This is a genomic window from Streptomyces sp. NPDC001204 (genome assembly GCF_053598035.1).
The window spans coordinates 51,040-67,110 of sequence record NZ_JBSFJL010000043.1; the positions used below are offsets into that span (position 1 = coordinate 51,040).

At 68.8% G+C, this 16,071-nt stretch carries 16 protein-coding genes, 1 tRNA gene and 2 pseudogenes; 13 read left to right on the forward strand and 6 right to left on the reverse strand.

Annotated features, from left to right (window positions below):
* Positions 1-5 precede the first annotated feature (5 nt).
* On the reverse strand, positions 6-758 hold the full coding sequence (locus ACWC91_RS37325) for a class I SAM-dependent methyltransferase (RefSeq protein ID WP_450642662.1): 753 nt from the start codon (positions 756-758) through the stop codon (positions 6-8).
* Between the two features lie 558 nt (positions 759-1,316).
* Between ACWC91_RS37325 and ACWC91_RS37330 the strand changes: the two genes are divergently transcribed.
* From ACWC91_RS37330 to ACWC91_RS37360, 7 genes and pseudogenes are all read left to right on the forward strand, one after another.
* On the forward strand, positions 1,317-2,252 hold the full coding sequence (locus tag ACWC91_RS37330; RefSeq protein WP_225077665.1) for a metal ABC transporter solute-binding protein, Zn/Mn family: 936 nt from the start codon (positions 1,317-1,319) through the stop codon (positions 2,250-2,252).
* 11 nt (positions 2,253-2,263) lie between these two features.
* Positions 2,264-3,148 carry a metal ABC transporter ATP-binding protein gene (locus ACWC91_RS37335; protein WP_450642664.1) on the forward strand — a complete coding sequence of 295 codons (885 nt, stop codon included), beginning with the start codon at positions 2,264-2,266 and terminating at the stop codon, positions 3,146-3,148.
* A complete protein-coding gene (locus ACWC91_RS37340) occupies positions 3,145-4,026 on the forward strand; it encodes a metal ABC transporter permease (protein ID WP_225077666.1) in 882 nt (293 codons plus the stop codon). Before ACWC91_RS37335 ends, ACWC91_RS37340 begins: the two co-directional genes overlap by 4 nt.
* Positions 4,027-4,177: 151 nt before the next feature.
* The gene (locus ACWC91_RS37345; RefSeq protein WP_450642665.1) at positions 4,178-4,489 is read left to right on the forward strand and encodes a DUF1490 family protein; all 312 of its coding nucleotides are present in this window, start codon (positions 4,178-4,180) and stop codon (positions 4,487-4,489) included.
* 2 nt (positions 4,490-4,491) lie between these two features.
* Positions 4,492-6,678, forward strand: coding sequence for a heavy metal translocating P-type ATPase (locus ACWC91_RS37350; protein WP_450642667.1), 2,187 nt, complete (start codon positions 4,492-4,494; stop codon positions 6,676-6,678).
* A 201-nt stretch (positions 6,679-6,879) separates the two neighbouring features.
* Complete coding sequence (locus ACWC91_RS37355; protein ID WP_450644902.1) at positions 6,880-7,512, forward strand: hypothetical protein; 633 nt, start codon at positions 6,880-6,882, stop codon at positions 7,510-7,512.
* A pseudogene (locus ACWC91_RS37360) lies at positions 7,467-7,568 on the forward strand (integrase core domain-containing protein); the annotation flags it as partial. The gene ACWC91_RS37355 and the pseudogene ACWC91_RS37360, both read left to right, overlap by 46 nt.
* A gap of 203 nt (positions 7,569-7,771) precedes the next feature.
* On the opposite strand, the gene ACWC91_RS37365 reads toward ACWC91_RS37360, so the two are convergent.
* Entirely contained in the window at positions 7,772-8,104 is a 333-nt protein-coding gene (locus ACWC91_RS37365; protein WP_141363914.1) for a DUF952 domain-containing protein, read from the reverse strand.
* A gap of 266 nt (positions 8,105-8,370) precedes the next feature.
* Here ACWC91_RS37365 and ACWC91_RS37370 point away from each other — a divergent pair, with 266 nt between their 5' ends.
* From ACWC91_RS37370 to ACWC91_RS37380, 3 genes are all read left to right on the forward strand, one after another.
* Positions 8,371-8,550 (forward strand): hypothetical protein, encoded by a 180-nt coding sequence (locus tag ACWC91_RS37370; RefSeq protein WP_225077670.1) that lies wholly within the window; start codon positions 8,371-8,373, stop codon positions 8,548-8,550.
* A gap of 88 nt (positions 8,551-8,638) precedes the next feature.
* A complete protein-coding gene (locus ACWC91_RS37375) occupies positions 8,639-9,775 on the forward strand; it encodes a PP2C family protein-serine/threonine phosphatase (RefSeq protein WP_450644905.1) in 1,137 nt (378 codons plus the stop codon).
* Positions 9,776-10,233: 458 nt separating this feature from the next.
* Positions 10,234-10,300: transfer RNA gene (locus ACWC91_RS37380), tRNA-Lys, on the forward strand.
* 58 nt (positions 10,301-10,358) lie between these two features.
* Here ACWC91_RS37380 and ACWC91_RS37385 read toward each other — a convergent pair.
* Positions 10,359-10,949, reverse strand: a pseudogene (locus ACWC91_RS37385) (transposase); the annotation flags it as partial.
* 64 nt (positions 10,950-11,013) lie between these two features.
* Between ACWC91_RS37385 and ACWC91_RS37390 the strand changes: the two are divergent.
* Positions 11,014-11,394: a hypothetical protein gene (locus ACWC91_RS37390; protein ID WP_376506051.1), complete on the forward strand. Its 381-nt coding sequence runs from the start codon at positions 11,014-11,016 to the stop codon at positions 11,392-11,394.
* Here the strand turns inward: ACWC91_RS37390 and ACWC91_RS37395 are convergent.
* Positions 11,391-11,603 (reverse strand): hypothetical protein, encoded by a 213-nt coding sequence (locus tag ACWC91_RS37395; RefSeq protein WP_225077672.1) that lies wholly within the window; start codon positions 11,601-11,603, stop codon positions 11,391-11,393. The two genes, ACWC91_RS37390 and ACWC91_RS37395, sit on opposite strands and share 4 nt — an antisense overlap.
* A 53-nt stretch (positions 11,604-11,656) precedes the next feature.
* On the opposite strand from ACWC91_RS37395, the gene ACWC91_RS37400 reads away from it, so the two are divergent.
* The gene (locus ACWC91_RS37400) at positions 11,657-11,872 is read left to right on the forward strand and encodes a hypothetical protein (RefSeq protein ID WP_225077673.1); all 216 of its coding nucleotides are present in this window, start codon (positions 11,657-11,659) and stop codon (positions 11,870-11,872) included.
* Positions 11,873-12,321: 449 nt separating this feature from the next.
* Here the strand turns inward: ACWC91_RS37400 and ACWC91_RS37405 are convergent, their stop codons facing one another.
* Positions 12,322-13,758 (reverse strand): LCP family protein, encoded by a 1,437-nt coding sequence (locus tag ACWC91_RS37405; RefSeq protein ID WP_450644833.1) that lies wholly within the window; start codon positions 13,756-13,758, stop codon positions 12,322-12,324.
* A 73-nt stretch (positions 13,759-13,831) separates the two neighbouring features.
* On the reverse strand, positions 13,832-14,032 hold the full coding sequence (locus ACWC91_RS37410) for a hypothetical protein (protein WP_225077675.1): 201 nt from the start codon (positions 14,030-14,032) through the stop codon (positions 13,832-13,834).
* 718 nt (positions 14,033-14,750) lie between these two features.
* On the opposite strand from ACWC91_RS37410, the gene ACWC91_RS37415 reads away from it, so the two are divergent.
* Positions 14,751-15,671, forward strand: a complete 921-nt coding sequence (locus ACWC91_RS37415; protein ID WP_450644835.1) for an undecaprenyl-diphosphate phosphatase — start codon at positions 14,751-14,753, stop codon at positions 15,669-15,671.
* Positions 15,672-16,071 lie beyond the last annotated feature (400 nt).

The window sequence follows — 16,071 nt, forward strand, 5'->3', positions numbered from 1 at the left end:
TCAAATCAACCAGCGCGCGATGTCGCTGCACTCACACGCTCCAGAACACACAGCCCCAACCTCGGATCGCCGACCCGGCGCAGCGCGAGCCCCGCCTGGGCGACCTCGGCCGCCAGGGCGTCCTCCGTGGCGACCCACCAGCGGTACTGGACCGAGTCCGCGGCCAGCACCCGCCCTTGGCGCAGAACTTGGTAGTCCATGCACCAGGTGATCTCGTCCACTCCGGAGGGGCGCGCGCTCGCCCAGCCCTCGTACTCCAGTTCACCGATGGCGACATGGGCCATCCGCACCCGCTCCACTTCCGTCGGGGCGAACGGCGGAGTGACGTTGAACACCAGCACTCCGCCGGAGGCGAGTTGCCGGGCGGCTCGGTTCCACAGCGCACGCCTCTGGTCGGGCGGCAGATGACCGATCACGTTCAGGGCCACGACCGCGCGCACACCGTCGGGCCAGTCGGTGCTCGCGCAGTCGCCGGGAACCACCGTGACCCGCTTGCGCAGTTCGCCGTCCTCATGGACGCGGGCAAGCAGGACGGCGCGCATCGCGGCGGAGGGTTCGACAGCGAGGACCGGCCCCTGCGGCAGCGCGTCGCAAATGACGCGCACGCCCCGGCCGGACCCGGCACCGAGGTCCACCACCGCACCGGTCCTCGCCCGAGCATTCGACAGGGCATCCGCCAGCGCCGGAGCCAGCGCCTCCCACGCCTCGGCGATCATGATGTCGAGGTACTCCGCGGACCGCTCATAAGGGTCGCTCATCACTGCTCCAGGAATCCAGTGTCATACGGCCAGTCGACGAGCGGGCGCGCACGCCGGACACCAAGGTCAGCTGCCGTGGACACCGCAGACGCCGGACAACCGGAGCGCCCCTTCGAAGCAGGGCGCGCGACGCTCGACTCGCACAGTAATCGGAAATGATTGTCATTACTAGAAGCGGCAAGCGGTGCAGAGCTCTTGATGCCGCGCCAGGCCGGGCACCACCCGCGCCCGCAGCGCCGACGCTGCAGCCTCAGCCGCGCCCCGTGGACCGCGGAGAGCGTGGAGCGCTGGACCGAGACCCTGGCCGCAACCACCGGATTCGCCGAGGTCGAGCGCACCCTGGAGCTCACGAGCATCTGCAGCCCCTGCTGGGGCGACGCCATCGCACGAGTAGCCGGTATGCCAGTTCTCCGCAATGATTGTCACATCGATGCGATCAGGTCATGGTTTTGACATTCACTACCACCTACCACCTAGCGTGGTGTATATGCCCGGATCGATTCGAGTCGGACCAGGCGCTTTTGCGAAGGCCCCTGCAGCACGCGTCGTGGAGGATCCATGCCCACGTCCCCGTCCTGCTGTCTCGCTCTCCTCACGGGCGCCTGCCTGGCTCTCGTGGCCGGTTGCGGCAACTCCTCCGACGCCAAAAGCTACGGGCGCGCCTCGCAGACCCCGGCCGCCTCCTCCAAGGTCACGGTGGTCGCCTCGACGAACGTGTACGGCGACATCGTCGAGCAGATAGGCGGCGGCAAGGTCGCCGTTACGCCGATCATCAGCGACCCCGACCAGGACCCACACTCCTACGAGGCCAACACCCAGAACCAACTGGCCCTATCCAAGGCGAAGCTCGTCATCGAGAACGGCGGCGGCTACGACGACTTCATCAACCGGATGCTCAAGAGCAGCAACTCCTCCGCCGAGGTCATCAACGCGATCAATGTCTCCGGCAAGACCGCCCCGAAGGGCGGCGAGCTCAACGAGCACGTCTGGTACGACTTCCCCACCGCCGCCAAGATCGCCGACCGCATAGCCACGGCCCTGGGCAAGGCAGATCCCGCCGACGCGGTCACGTTCACCAGGAACGCCGAGACCTTCAAGGCGAAGCTCAAGCCGCTCGAGGCGAAGGAAGCGCAGATCAAGAAGGCCCACGAGGGCGAGGCCATCGCCATCACCGAGCCCGTGCCGCTGTACATGACCGAAGCCGACGGGCTGGTGAACAAGACTCCCGAGGAGTTCAGCAAGTCCGTCGAAGAAGGCAGTGACGTCTCCCCCAAGGTCTTGCAGGCCACTCTCGCGTTGTTCACCGGCAAGCAGGTCAAGGCGCTGGTCTACAACGCACAGACCTCCGGTCCGCAAACCGAGAAGGTCGAACAGGCGGCCAAGACGGCCGGCATCCCCATCGTTCCCGTCACCGAGACCCTGCCCACGGGCAAGGACTACGTCGGGTGGATGACCTCCAACGTCAACGCGCTGGCCGGCGCGCTGAACAAGTGAGGTGACCTGAGGTGGCTCCCGTACCCCGGGCTCACGAGAGCAGGACGGAAACCAGCGTCGTCCGCGCAGACACCGCCCCGCTGATCAGCCTCAGCAGCGCCGCCGTGACCTACGGCACGCGGACAGTGTGGCGTGATCTGGACCTCGACGTACGGCCCGGGGAGTTCCTCGCCGTGCTCGGGCCGAACGGGTCGGGCAAGACGAGCCTGTTGAAAGCCCTGCTGGGCCGACAACCGCTGTCCGCGGGAACGCTGAGCGTCCTCGGCCGCCCTCCCCACAACGCCGCACGGCGCATCGGGTACATCCCTCAGCAGGCGACACTGTCCGCGCAGGCGATGCTGCGCGCCCGCGACGTGGTGCGCTTCGGGATCGACGGCCACCGCTTCGGCCCGCGGCTGCGCACGAACGCCGTCCACCGGCGGGTCGACGAGATCCTGGAGCAGGTCGGGGCCTTGGCGTACGGCGACGTCCCGCTCGGACTGCTCTCCGGTGGCGAACGCCAGCGCGTCCGCATCGCACAGGCACTGGCCACCGACCCGCGCATCCTGTTGTGCGACGAACCACTGCTCTCCCTGGACCTCAACCACCAGCGGGCGGTCACCGAACTGATCGATGCCCGCCGCCGCTCCCACGACACGGCGGTGGTCTTCGTGACCCACGAGATCAACCCAGTCCTCGACCTGGTGGACCGGGTCCTGTACCTGGCGCCCGGCGGCCATCGCGTCGGCACGCCGGAGGACGTCCTGACCTCCAGCTCGCTCTCCCGCCTGTACGACACGCAGATCGACGTCGTGCGCGTCCACGGCCGGATCGTGGTCGCCGGCGTACCCGACGCACCGGCTGCCCAGCTTCACCACAGCCACGAACGCCACGAGTCCGGCGGAGCCCGGCCATGACGCTCGCCGACGGGATCTGGCAGCAGATCTTCAACTTCGACAACTACGGCGAACTGCTCGCCCTGGTCCGCAACTCCCTCGTCGCCGGCGCCGCACTCGGCCTGATCGGCGGCCTGGCCGGAGTCTTCGTCATCATGCGCGACCTGCCCTTCGCCGTGCACGGCATCAGCGAACTGTCCTTCGCTGGTGCCTCGGCCGCGCTGCTGCTGGAGACGAACGTCGTGGCGGGCTCGATCGTCGGCTCGCTCGTCGCGGCCGGCGCGATCGGCGTCCTGGGAGCGCGGGCCCGGGACCGCAACTCGGCGATCGGCATCCTCATGCCGTTCGGCCTGGGGCTGGGGGTCCTCTTCCTCGCCCTCTACAAGGGCCGGGCGGCCAACAAATTCGGCCTGCTCACCGGCCAGATCGTCGCCGTCGATACTCCGCAGATGACCTGGCTGCTCAGCACCTCCGCCGTGGTCCTGGTGGCTCTGGTGGTGATGTGGCGGCCGCTGTCCTTCGCCAGCGCCGACCCGGACGTCGCCGAGGCCCGCGGCGTCCCGGTGCGAGGACTGTCCTTCGCCTTCATGATCGTGCTCGGCCTCGCCGTCGCCCTGTCCGTGCAGGTCGTCGGCGCCCTGCTGGTCCTCACCCTCGTCGTCACCCCTGCAGCGGCCGCCGCCCGCGCCACCGCCTCCCCCGTACTGCTACCACTGCTCAGCATCGTCTTCGCAGTGATCTCCATCGAGGGCGGCATTCTCCTCGCCCTGGGCAGCAGCATCCCCATCAGCCCGTACGTCACGACGATCTCGTTCACGATCTACGCCGTCTGCCGCTTGGTCGGCAAGTACCGCACCCGCCGTCTGGGAGCCAGCAGGACGGCCCCACGGCCCGCCTGACCGAGCAGGTGGCGGCGGCACTCGCGGCCTGCAGTGGCCGACGTCATCTACCAAGGAAGGCTGCGCGTCGGCCTCCGTTCGACCGGGCGCACGGTACGGGCACACACTTGAGGAGGGGTCCGTCACTCAGCAGCGGCGGAAGGAGTCCTTCATGCACCCCCTCACCTTCGCCAGTGCCGCAGCCTGGCGTCTCGCCCACTACGCAGTCTCCGGAGTGGTGGGCGGCCTGATCATCCGGGGAGTCACAAAACGCGCATCCGACGGCCAACCCGCCGTCCGGAAGGCCCTCGTCGGTGGTATCGCCCGCGGCATCGTCGTCGGCCGCTGGGTCGCTTCAGCCGCCGAAGAAGCCCGGCTCAAAGCAGGGGACGTGATCGCGGAGGCCCGCACCACGCTCGGTGAGGAGGCACCGCCGCCCTCCGCCGTGAGCGTCGCAGACGACGATCACGGGCACGAGCACTGATCATGTCCAGCGTGGTCGTACGCTCCGTCGCCGCGGGCCGGGTCCGACTGGTCGTTCCGTGGGTGCGTGCCCGCCCCGGCAGCGCGGGACTGATCGACGAGCGGCTGACGGGCATCAGCGGGTTCAGGGCACTGCGGATCTTGCCGCGTACCGGGAGCGTCGTGGTTTGGATGGCGCCGGACCTCCTCGACGTCGAGCGGCTCGTCGCGGCGCTCGAAGAGGCTCCACCCGCGAGCGCGCCGGCGAAGCCCACCCGGTCCACGCCCGACTCTTCCACCGGTGAGGTGGCCCGGCTGGTCGTCGGCGGCGCGGTCCTCGCCTTCGTGGCGCTGCGACGCCTGCTGGGCCGACCGAGGATCACGCTCGGTTCGTCCGGCTTCCTCGGCATGGTCACCGTCTTCACCGGACTGCCCTTCTTCCGGGGAGCCCTGCACTCGCTGCGCGGCCGCAGCCATCCGGGCACGGACACCCTGGTCACCGCGGCGACCGTCATCTCCCTGCTCCTGCGGGAGAACGTGGTGGCCCTCACCGTCCTGTGGCTGCTCAACATCGGCGAGTTCCTGCAGACCCTGACCCTGCGCCGCACTCGGCGCGCCATCGAGGAGCTGCTCACCATCGGTGAGGAGCGCGTCTGGCTCGTACGGGAAGACGGCGTCGAGGCCGAGGCGGCCCTCGAAGACATCGCGCCGGGAGACGTCGTCGCGGTGTACGAACACCACCGCATCCCGGTCGACGGACATGTCGTCTCCGGCGAGGCCCTCGTAGACCAGGCCGCGATCACCGGTGAGGCCCTGCCCGTCTACGCCCGGGAAGGCACCCACGTCTATGCCGGGACCATCGTCACCTCCGGATCGCTCGCCGTCCGAGCCACCTCGGTCGGCCGGGACACCACCGTGGGCCGGATCATCAGCCGCGTCGAAGAGGCCCAGTCCGACCGGGCGCCGATCCAGACTGTCGCGGCCCGCTTCACCCGGCGCTTCGTCCCCGTCTCCTTCGCCCTGGCCGCACTCACCTACGCCATCACCCGCGACGCCCGCCGCGCCATGACCATGCTCCTGATCGCCTGCCCCTGCGCCGCCGGCCTGGCCACACCCACCGCCATCAGCGCCGCCATCGGCAACGGAGCGCGCCGCGGCACCCTCATCAAGGGTGGCACCCACCTGGAGGGCGTCGGCCGCGTCACGGCCGTCGTCTTCGACAAGACGGGCACGCTCACCTTCGGCCGCCCTTTGGTCACCAGCGTGGTCACCCTCAGCGACCGGTTCATGGCCGACGAGGTGCTCACCCTCGCCGCATCCGGAGAACTGCACGCCCGGCATCCGCTCGCCCAGGCGATCGTCGCCCGCACCGAGCAACAGCACCTGAACGTGCCCATCCACCAAGCCTGCGAGGTCGTCCTGGGCATGGGCATGCGCGCCGAACTCGACGGCACCCGACTGTTGGTGGGCAGCCCCGCCCTGCTGCGTCGGCACGGCGTCGAACTCACCGAGGGGGCGCAGGGCTGGACCGAACAGCTCCGACGAGGCGGCGAAACCGTCATCTGCCTGGCCCAGGACGACGACCTGATCGGGCTGCTCGGGGTCTCCGACGCCGTACGCTCCGGGGCCGCGACCGTCATCCGGCAACTGCGCGGCCTCGGCGTCTCACGACTGGTGCTGCTCACTGGCGACGCACCCGAGACCGCCCAGGTCGTCGCCGACACCCTCGGCATCACCGAGGTCCACGCACATGCCCTCCCCGAGGGCAAACTCCAGCTGATCCGCGATCTGCAGAGCGAGGGCCACACCGTCGCCATGGTCGGCGACGGCACCAACGACGCCCCGGCCCTCGCCCTGGCCGACGTCGGCATCAGCATGGGCGAACACTCCTCCCACGTCGCCCTGGAAACCGCCGACATCGCCCTCGCGGGCAACGACCTGCGCCAGGTCGCCGCCGTCGTCGAACTCAGCCGCCACACCCTGCGCCTCGTCCGCCAGAACTACGGCCTCGCCATCGGAGTCAACCTCCTCGGCCTCCTCGCCAGCGCCGGCGGTTCCATCAACCCCGTTCTCGCGGCCCTGCTGCACAACATGAGCAGCATCGCGGTCGTCGGCAACTCGGCCCGGCTGGTCAACCACACGCCACATCTTCCGCGGGTGATCGACGGGGAACTGAAGGCGGCTCCGTTGGAAGACCGTCGGGTGCATTGACGCCGTGCTGCTTGACGGGCATAGCCGAGCGGCGAGCGGCGAGCGGCGAGCGGCGAGCGGCGAGCGGCGAGCGGCGAGCGGCGAGCGGCGAGCGGCGAGCGGCGAGGACAGGATCCCTCGGGTGGTCTCGGCAAGAGTGGCGGTTACCAGTGAGGGGAGCCACCAACCGCATGCCCACTCGGCACACAGCAAGACCGCCGCGTGGACCTGAAACAGGTCCAGGCCGGCATCGCGGCCGGCGCCGATGGTGGCATCCCGGTGCACGCCAAGGTCTTCGACGACGGCGCCGCCGAGGTCAGTCAGATCATCGGCGCGATGAGGGACCTACGACAGCTGGTCGGCGAGCGGGAACTCCTGATGGTCGCGGACTCCAAGCTGGTGTCCTACACGAACATCAGCGCGCTGCTGAAGTCGAAGGTGTCGTTCATCGCGCCGGTCCCGGCCGCCCAGATCAGCGACGGGTTCTATGCCCGTGACATCTGGGCTTCGTTGCCGCGGACCTGCCGGTCGACACGTCGCAGGTCGGTGAGGAGATCCCGGGCGAGGTCGCGGCAGCAGCAGTCGGTGGCGGTGGCCGGACGGAGGCCCTTCATGAGGGCGGCAGCCTTCTCCGCGGACAGGCGGGTGGGGGGCACCGCCGGGCAGCAGGTTCCGCAGCACGGCGTGGAGCCGGATGATGATGCGGGTTCGTTCGTTGACCAGGTCGTCGTGGCGCTCGGTCATCAGCCGCAGGATCGTCGACTGGTCTTCCGGCTCGACCTTGCGCAGGTCGTGCCGGAAGAGGCGACTACATCTCCGAGCATGAACGCCGCACGGCACTCGCGGACTTCCTGAACTACTACAACCACGAGCGGCCGCACGCCGCGCTCGGAGGCCGACCGCCCATCAGCCCGACCTCCGGCGGCGACAACCGCGTTACCTTCGACCAGCCGCCGGAACCACTCGACACGCTCCCGCAGCAGCTCACGTTCGAGGAGTTCGTGGAACCAACGTCATGAGACATCACATCTAGCGGACCTGCTCTCACTGCTAAGCTCTCCCGGCCCCTCGGTCATCACCGACGCCAAGCGGCGGCGCAGCCCGCCCTGTTCGCTCACCCCCAGGGCTCGACGCCCACCACGGCCTCGACCGGCACTGCCCCGTACACGTGCGGAAACTCCTCGCCGTTCGGCGGCATGGCCTCGTACCTCAGCGGGACGTCGAGCCGGGCCGGGTCGACGACCAGCACCACCAACTCGTCTGGGCCCTCGTAGTCGCCGTAGAGGAAGGCCGCGATACGCGGGAGCTGGTCGCGGGTGGAGAAGTGGACGAACCCCTCCTGTTGGAGTGTGCGGCCGCGGGTGGACATCTCGTAGGTGCCGGACTCACGGGCCGTCTCCCAGAGAGAGCGCTCGGTGATGTGCACGATGTGCTGAGGTTTCGGCATGCGGCCACGCTACGGGCCCGGCCGTGCCGCGCGCATCTGTGAAGTGCGCCGGTCTGACAGGCTGAGGGACCGGGTGACGGTCGGCGCATGGGCGGTGCGGGTACGGTCGTGCCTCCGCGCGCCGAAGATCGCGCGTATGTCCCGCCAGCGTGATCACATAGGCACTCGCCTCAAGCAGCTGCCCGCGCTCCTCCACTTTCGCCGCCTCCTGACCTCCGCCGCGGACGACCTTCTCCGGGATGCGCTGAGGGCGAGCCTGAGCGGGCTTGGAACACTCGCGCTCTTCTGGTGGCATCACCGCCATTGAGTCGCCTGGAGTGTTCGGCGTTGCGATCACCTCTGAAACTTTCAAGACCGCCCATGCCGCGCTGCCCGTCCTGGTCCTGACCGTGCTCGTGGCCGTGGTCGGCGACGACGGCGAGCTGGACCGGTTCGAGCGCGACTGACGGCAAGAGGGAGGGAGCGGCTTCGAACCCCTCCCTCACACCCGGCACACAATGGCCGACCGGCCGCGGGCAAGGCAAAGTGGAAGGCATGAGTCCCCGGCAGAGCCTTTTCGGTCTGCGGCAGCCGTGGAAAACGAATCATGCGCTGGTGCTGCTTCCAGTCACGCTCATTGTGGTGATCACGGTCGTGGACCTCAGTATTCCCCAGTACATCTATCTCGAGCCTGCGCTAGTCATCGCGCCTGCGCTGACCCCATCGTTCGCCGGGCCCCGGACTACCGGCCTCATCGGAGCGCTGGCGGTGGCGGCCCTTGTACTCATCTCCCACTTTCAGGCCGGTCTGGGAAACCTGAACCGCATCGTGCAGATCGTCACGCTCATTGTGCTCTCGGTGACGGTCGTGATCTACAGTGCGCTCCGCGACCGGCGCCGAGCACAACTGGCCCAGGTCCGGTCGGTGGCCGAGGCCGCACAGCACGTCCTGCTGTGGCCGCTACCCGAACAGATCGGCCCCCTGAAAGTCGCCAGCCTGTACCTGGCCGCCGAAGCCGAAGCGCAGATCGGTGGCGACCTGTACGCGGTCGCCCGCACCGACGGCACGGTGCGCATCCTGATCGGCGACGTGCGAGGCAAAGGACTTCCCGCCATCGGCGAGGCCGCAGTGCTGCTTGGAGCCTTCCGCGAGGGCGCCCACCGGCAGGCCTCCCTGCCGGAGCTCGCCGCCACCGTGGAGCAGAGCGTGACCCGCTACCTGGCCGAGTCCGAACCCGCAGAGGAGGCCGGCGAACGCTTCGCCACCGCCCTGCTCGTGGAGATCCCCGACACGGACCCGGTCACCCGGATGACCAGCTGCGGGCACCCGCCGCCACTGCTGATCAGCACCGGCCGCTCGGTCACCGTTCCCAGCCTGCAGCCCGCACCTCCGATGGGGGTCGGCCTGACGGGCTCGGGAGACCACAGCCTGGACGTGTTCTCCTTCGAGCCCGGCGACACCCTCCTGCTCTACACCGACGGCGTCATCGAGGCCCGCGACACCCGCGGCCGCTTCTACCCCCTCGCGGAACGCGTCGCGCAATGGCCCCAAGCCGGACCGGAGTCGCTTCTGCACCACATCCGACGCGACCTCCTCGCCCACTCCGGCGGACGCCTCGACGACGACGCTGCACTGGTCGCCCTCCACCGCACCCCGCCCGCCCACCGCGGACAGATCATCCACCGCGGATAGCGCTGGTCCCGGACGGCACCGAGAACGACGGGCGACGACTACGTGACGCCTGCGCGGAACACCCGCTGTCCTCTCTCATGAACAGAGCCACGCAGCTGACTACTTCTTCGGGAGCACCCCGTTGACTCTCTGCCCGGGTGCCACCCTCACCCAGCGCGAGCAGGTCCTCGGCAACACCCACCCCCACACTCTGGCCAGCCGCAACAACCTCGCTCATGCCCGCCGTGCCGCCCAAGCTGTACAGCAGGGAAGTACAGCAACCCCAACGACCGCAGTAGCCCCTCAGCAGCCGTCCGCGACCGATTGACCAGCCCATGAGACCTGGCTGACCACTCAGCCGAGAGTTCGGAACGAAGAGGTCGCGTGCCACAGCCGTGCCAGATAGGAGGGTCAGCCGCGGTCAACAAGGGTGTCTGGCCGGCGTATCCATGCCTGCTAGCTCGGCCATGAAAAGCGGCAGGTCACAGGCAAGGCTCCTCTACCTCTCTCTTAAAGCGGGTGTCGCAGGTTCGAATCCTGCCGGGGGCAACAGCGAAAAGGCCCCGGACCGATCACGGATGCTGTTGGTTAATTCGGGGCCTGCCTACTTCGCCCCGTCGATCGTTTGATCGGCGGGGCGAAGTGCTGCGAAGTGGCTGGTGCGGGTGCGGGCTCGTGGTTGGCCGGTGATGCGGGCGAGGTTGATCGCGGCGCCGGTGAGCTGGTGCTGGAGGCTGGTCTTCGCGAGGCCTCGGTAGCGGGATCTGCGCAGGCCGCAGCACTGGACGGCCTGGGAGATGGTGCCTTCGACACCGGCACGGATCTTGTACCGCTCTTTCCAGGTATCGGTTCGCTGCTCGGCTCGGGCCGTGCGGACGGTTTCGTGTTCGTCGCGGCCCTGCCGGAGGTTGAGCTCGCGGCGTCGTGGCGAGGGCGAGCTGACGCAGTCGCGCAGGTGAGGGCAGGGGCGGCAACCTGCCGGGCTGAAGCGGACCCGGATGACGGGCAGGCCCTGCTGGGAACGCCGCTCGGCCCACTGCGTACTGACGACGCCGTTCGGGCAGGTTACCCGCTCGCGGTCCCAGTCGATGGTGAAGGCGTCCTGCCCGAAAGGGCCGTCGGCTGACGCGGCGGTGTTGGCGGCCATCGGCCCGTGCAGGACGACGCCGTGCTCCCGTCGGGCGCTCACGACCTCCTCTACTGGGCCTCGGCCCAGGAGTGAGGTTCCCCCGCGCAGCGGGGGAACCTCACTCTTCCAATTGGAAATCTTCGGGGGCTTGTGGGCCTTCGGCGAGCTGCTCGACAAGCCAGGCCTGGACGAGGCCAAACGAGTAGTCGAGCTGTCGTCCGGCCTGGCGGGCTACCTGGACAGTCTCGTCGAGGGCTCGTTCTACTCCCATCCCTCGGAGGAAGCGCACCACCAGTACCTCGCCAACCTGGCAGACCGGACGAGCAGCGAGGGCTACTTCGCCTCACGCAACTTCGTTGTCGAGTCCGCCTGCCACGGCGCCCTCCGGACCTTTCCTGATTCCGATGGGCTGCTCGACTCGTCCGCGGGACGCGAGTTGCTCGCGCTTTGCGAGGACTTCGGCGAAGAGCTCGTCGCAACGCTGCGGTGGCTCCGCACGACGGGCCATTAGCGATCACACCCCGAGCCCGGTGGCGGGCAGCCGTGGCGGGCTGTCGACTCGGCGGAGGGCAGCTGGGGACGGCGCTGGGCGAACAAGCCGGGTTCGGTCTCGGCGAGGACGCCGCGACCGACCAGGCGCTTGAGCTTGTGCCGGGTGCTCTCGATGCTCTTCGGCGTGACGGCGAGATCGAGGCGCTCGCACAGGTCGCGGGCGCGCATCGGTCCGACGGCGTCGGCGAAACCACTGGAGGACCCTCTTTCCAAGAAAGTTGATGGCCTCGGGCACCGCGTCGGGCCTGACCGCCGACGCCGCCGCCCGGGTCATCGCGAAGGCCGTGACGACCCGCAGACCGCGCACCCGCTACACCGCCGGCCGGGATGCCGCCCTGATCATGCGCCTGGGCCGGATGATGTCCGACCGCACGCTCGACCGCGTCCTCGCCGCCAACCTACGCCGCCACGACCCGAAGGGAGCCGACGGCCGATGAGGGCTCCACGAACAGCTCTGCCCCCTGGGTGCGGCCACCGGTGAGCTCACAGCCGACGGATGACTTTCCCTCCGGCCCGGGGCGAGGGTCAGGCCGCTGCCCAGTGAGCCGAGGGCCAAGGCGTGGGCCGCCGAGCCCGGCTGCCCGGGTAGGACGCCGTTGACGGCGACCGGGCCACCGAGCTCGGCGATGCCGGCTGCTGCCGTGATCTGGTCGGCGGGAAGCCCCGAGCCGGAAGTACCGCCATGAGCTGGTTGCCCGCCTTGCTCAGAGCGACGGCTCCGATGACGAATCTCCCGTCTGGACATACGCCGCCGAGACCGGCACTCCGGAGTGATCCACGGGTACCGGCACGCCGCCTGACCTGGTCGGATGAAATATTCGGCAGCCGCAACCGCAATGCCAGACGGTCCTACGCGCAGGCTGAGTTCGGCACGAGCGTCAGCGACTCAGTTGACGCACGGCACCCCGCCCGCCTTCACAGCGGGGCCCGAGTCAGCGGGCGACGACGAGTTCGACTCCGTGGCGGCGGGTGACGACGCCTGCCGGCTGGGCAGCGCGTAGTTCGCGCCCAGGGTGACCACGACATGGCCGGCGGGCACGGACGAACTGGCAGCCGGGGCAGCAGCGTTGAACCGAGCGGCGATCTGCTGCGCCGCCTGCTGAGCACCAGGGCCGTAGACGACGGTGGTGGCGGGCTGCGCGGCCGCGTTGCCGGTCGCACCGGCCGTGTAGCCGAGCTCGACCAGGTAGGACAGCGCGGCGGAGGCTTCGCCCTGGGTGCCGTTTCCGTTGCGAACGTCGACGGTGGCGGGCGCTGCCCCGGCGGGGCCTGCCGCGGTGCCGGTCGGCGACGGGGTCGCACCGAATTCCTGTCGCACCATCGCCTTGATCTTCTCCAGGTCGACCAGGTTGACGTCCTGGCCGTTGCGGGTCGCGAAGCCCTCGATGGGCAGGGTGTGGAACACGACGTTCCCGCCGGTGAGGTTGGTGGCCTGCTGGGCGAAGTCGAGGACGTTCCAGGAACTGTCGAGGACGATGTCCTTCTTCACCGTGTCGAACAGACCCTGCAGCTTGGACGGGCTGCTCCACACTCCTTGGCTCTTGAGCTGGTGGGTGACGCTGGAGATGAAGGCCTGCTGCCGGCGGGTGCGGTCCAGGTCCCCGGCGTCCAGGCCGTGCCGCTGGCGTACGAAGGCCAGGGCCTGCCGGGCGTTCAGCCGCTGCACGCCCGCCGCGAAGTCCGCTCCCGAATAGCGGTCCTTGACCGGGTGCTTGAGGCATACCGTGATGGGCTGCAGGACCTTGGCGATGTCGTAGAAGCCCAACAGGTTGACCTCGGCGAAGTGGTCGATGGGCACGCCAGCGAAGTCCTGCACCGTCGCCAGCGTCGCCTCGCGTCCGGCCTCACGGCTCCTGGCCTCCAGATCGGCGCCCTTGACGCCCTGCTGGGCGTACTTGTCGTGGGCGCTGGTGTAGGCGTTGGCGTAGGCTTCCTTGATCTTGTAGTGGCCCTGTGCGGACCCGTCACCGTTGAGGGTCTGCACGTAGTCGTCGCGGGGGATGGAGAACGCCTGGACCTTGCCGCCATCGGCAGGGATGTGCATGAGGATCAGGGTGTTGGTGTTGTAGTAGCCGATACTGCTGGATCCGGCGTGCAGTTCGCGCTGCACGAACTTCCGGGGCAGGTCGTTGCCGTTCATGTCCTTGCGCGAATCCAGGCCGATCAGGAGCAGGTTCACAGCGTTGTCCAGGTGCGCGGGCGCCTTCTTGCGCACCGCATCCAAGGCGTCGGACGTGGTGAGCCCGCCCATCAGGGTGTGGTACGCGTACCAGGTCGCCCCGCATCCCAGCAGCAGGACCGACGACGCTGTCCACACCACCACGCGCAACGCGCGTATCCCCAGTGACCCCCGCCAACGCCTGGCAGCGGTCCGGCGCCGGCGGCGCCGTGTGGACTCAGACACCACGGGCCCTCCGCACGCCGATCCGGAGGACAGCTGCCGCCAGCGCCACGACGAGCACCGCGCACTCCGCGGCGGCCATCGCCGGGAACACCGCCACGGCCCACCGCACCAGTCGTGCGGCCGGCGGACCGCCGGACGTCACCACCGATCCGGCGGTCACGGCGGCCACGGCCAGAACCGGCAGCGGAGCCACCCACCCCCGTACGCGACCGCGGACCGCCAGAAGGGCCGCGAGGAGTCCGCCTGCCGTCGCCCCGGACACCACGCCCCAACCGGTACCCTGACCTGCTACGGCATCCACCCCCGCTCCGAGCAGCACCGGGCCTGCCAGTGCCACGGCGGCGATGCCGACCCCTGCCCCGGGCCCGCTGACCGGGAAGGCACCACCCGTTCCTCGTCGCGAGCGTCGCCTGCTCGGCTCGTCCTGGGACGATGCGCGTCCCCCCGCCCCGCGCTGCGCGACCACCCGCGCCTGCCCGGGCGGGCGGCCCCGCCCTTGCGTACCGACGCCACCGACGGTCCGTTCCTGCTGATCACGCATACGCCCGCTCTCGCTGTTCCTGAACATGGGGCAACGGGCCCTGCTTGCCGTCGACATCGCCCCTCTTCCACCCGTGAGACGAAGGAGTGCCGCCATTAGTTGCATAGTCGCGCAAGTGAGCAAATGCCAGGAGGGCGTGACGCCAGTCAGCAATATCAAATACAGGCATTTTGCGGGCCTAACCGGAGGCATACTTGCGTTCACGCGCAAGTAGCGGGCTACCGTACGGGGCGTTGGCAGCCGTTCACCTTCTGGCGCTGAGATGTGGGGAGAAGTCGCAGCGTCTGTAGGACATCTGGCCTGGTGTGCCGTGGCGTTCCCCCGGCCGCGCTGACGTTCCCGAAGCATCCTGTTGAATGAAAGTCTGTGGATGTCGACCTTGACCTATCCCGAAGCCTTAGTTATCGGCCTGCTCCAGGGCGTCACCGAACTGTTCCCGGTCTCCAGTCTTGGCCACAGCATCCTGTTGCCGGCGCTGCTTGGCGGGCACTGGGCGCGGGACCTGGATGTCTCGGCGGAGGGTTCGCCGTATCTGAGCGTTCTGATCGGCATGCACCTGGCCACGGCGTTGGCTCTGGTCGTCTACTTCCGGCGTGACTGGGTGAAGGTGACCCGTGGGCTGTTCACGTCCGTCCGCGATCGACGGATCGAGACGGTCGAGCAGAAGCTCGCCTGGTTGCTGATCATTTCCACCATCCCGGTGGGAGTCGCCGGACTGCTCCTGGAGCACTTCGTCAGGGCCGTACTGGGCAAGCCGATACCCGTCTCGATCTTCCTGGCCCTCAACGGCCTCGTGCTGTACATGACGGAGCGGCTGCGCCGGGGCGGCACCGGTCGGCGCCGGGCGGGGCATGCACCGGCGGCCGGCGAGGAGGACCTGGACCCGGAGGATCTGTCCGACCGTCGACTCACCAGGCTGTCCTTCTTTCAGGGAACGGTGATCGGTGCGGCGCAGATCGCGGCGCTCTTCCCGGGCGTCAGCCGATCCGGTTCGACCATCAGTGCGGGCATCCTCCGGGGACTGTCGCACGAGGACTCGGCCCGGTTCGCTTTCCTGCTGGCCACGCCGGTCATCGGCGCCGCTGCCATGCTGAAGGTACCCGAACTGTTCGGTCCTGCGGGTGACGGCGTCCGCGGTCAGGCGATCGTCGGCAGCATCGCGGCCTTCGCCGCGGGATACGTCGCGGTGGCCTTCCTCACCCGGTACTTCGAGACTCGTACCCTGACCCCGTTCGCGGTGTACTGCACCCTCGCGGGCCTGGGCAGTCTCGCCTACTTCACGCTCGGCTGACCGCCCTCCCGCCGTTCCTCACTGAACGGTGTGCCACCTGGCCACCGCAGTCCTCTCTGAGCGGGGCGTCACCTCGCCAGCCGACCGGCCGATACAAGACGAAGCCTGGCCCGCCGCGTCCATCGGATCGGCTCACCACTGTTCATGCCGAATAGCGCACGGGGCGTCGGGTGAGCCAGGTGTCGGCGAACAGATGGTCGAGGGTTCAACTTGCAGGCGCTTTCGGGGTGTTTCTACGCGCGTAGTTTAAGTGCGTGCCATCCCCTGTCCGTTGACAACGGATCCGGGTGATCGGCGCTTCCTAACCTGCGCGTTTCATCGGGGGTCGCGTCCGGATCGTGATCGGAAAAGCGAAAGTGCCTTCTGAGCTGCAACGATGAGGCTTGTCTAAGGTCCCAGT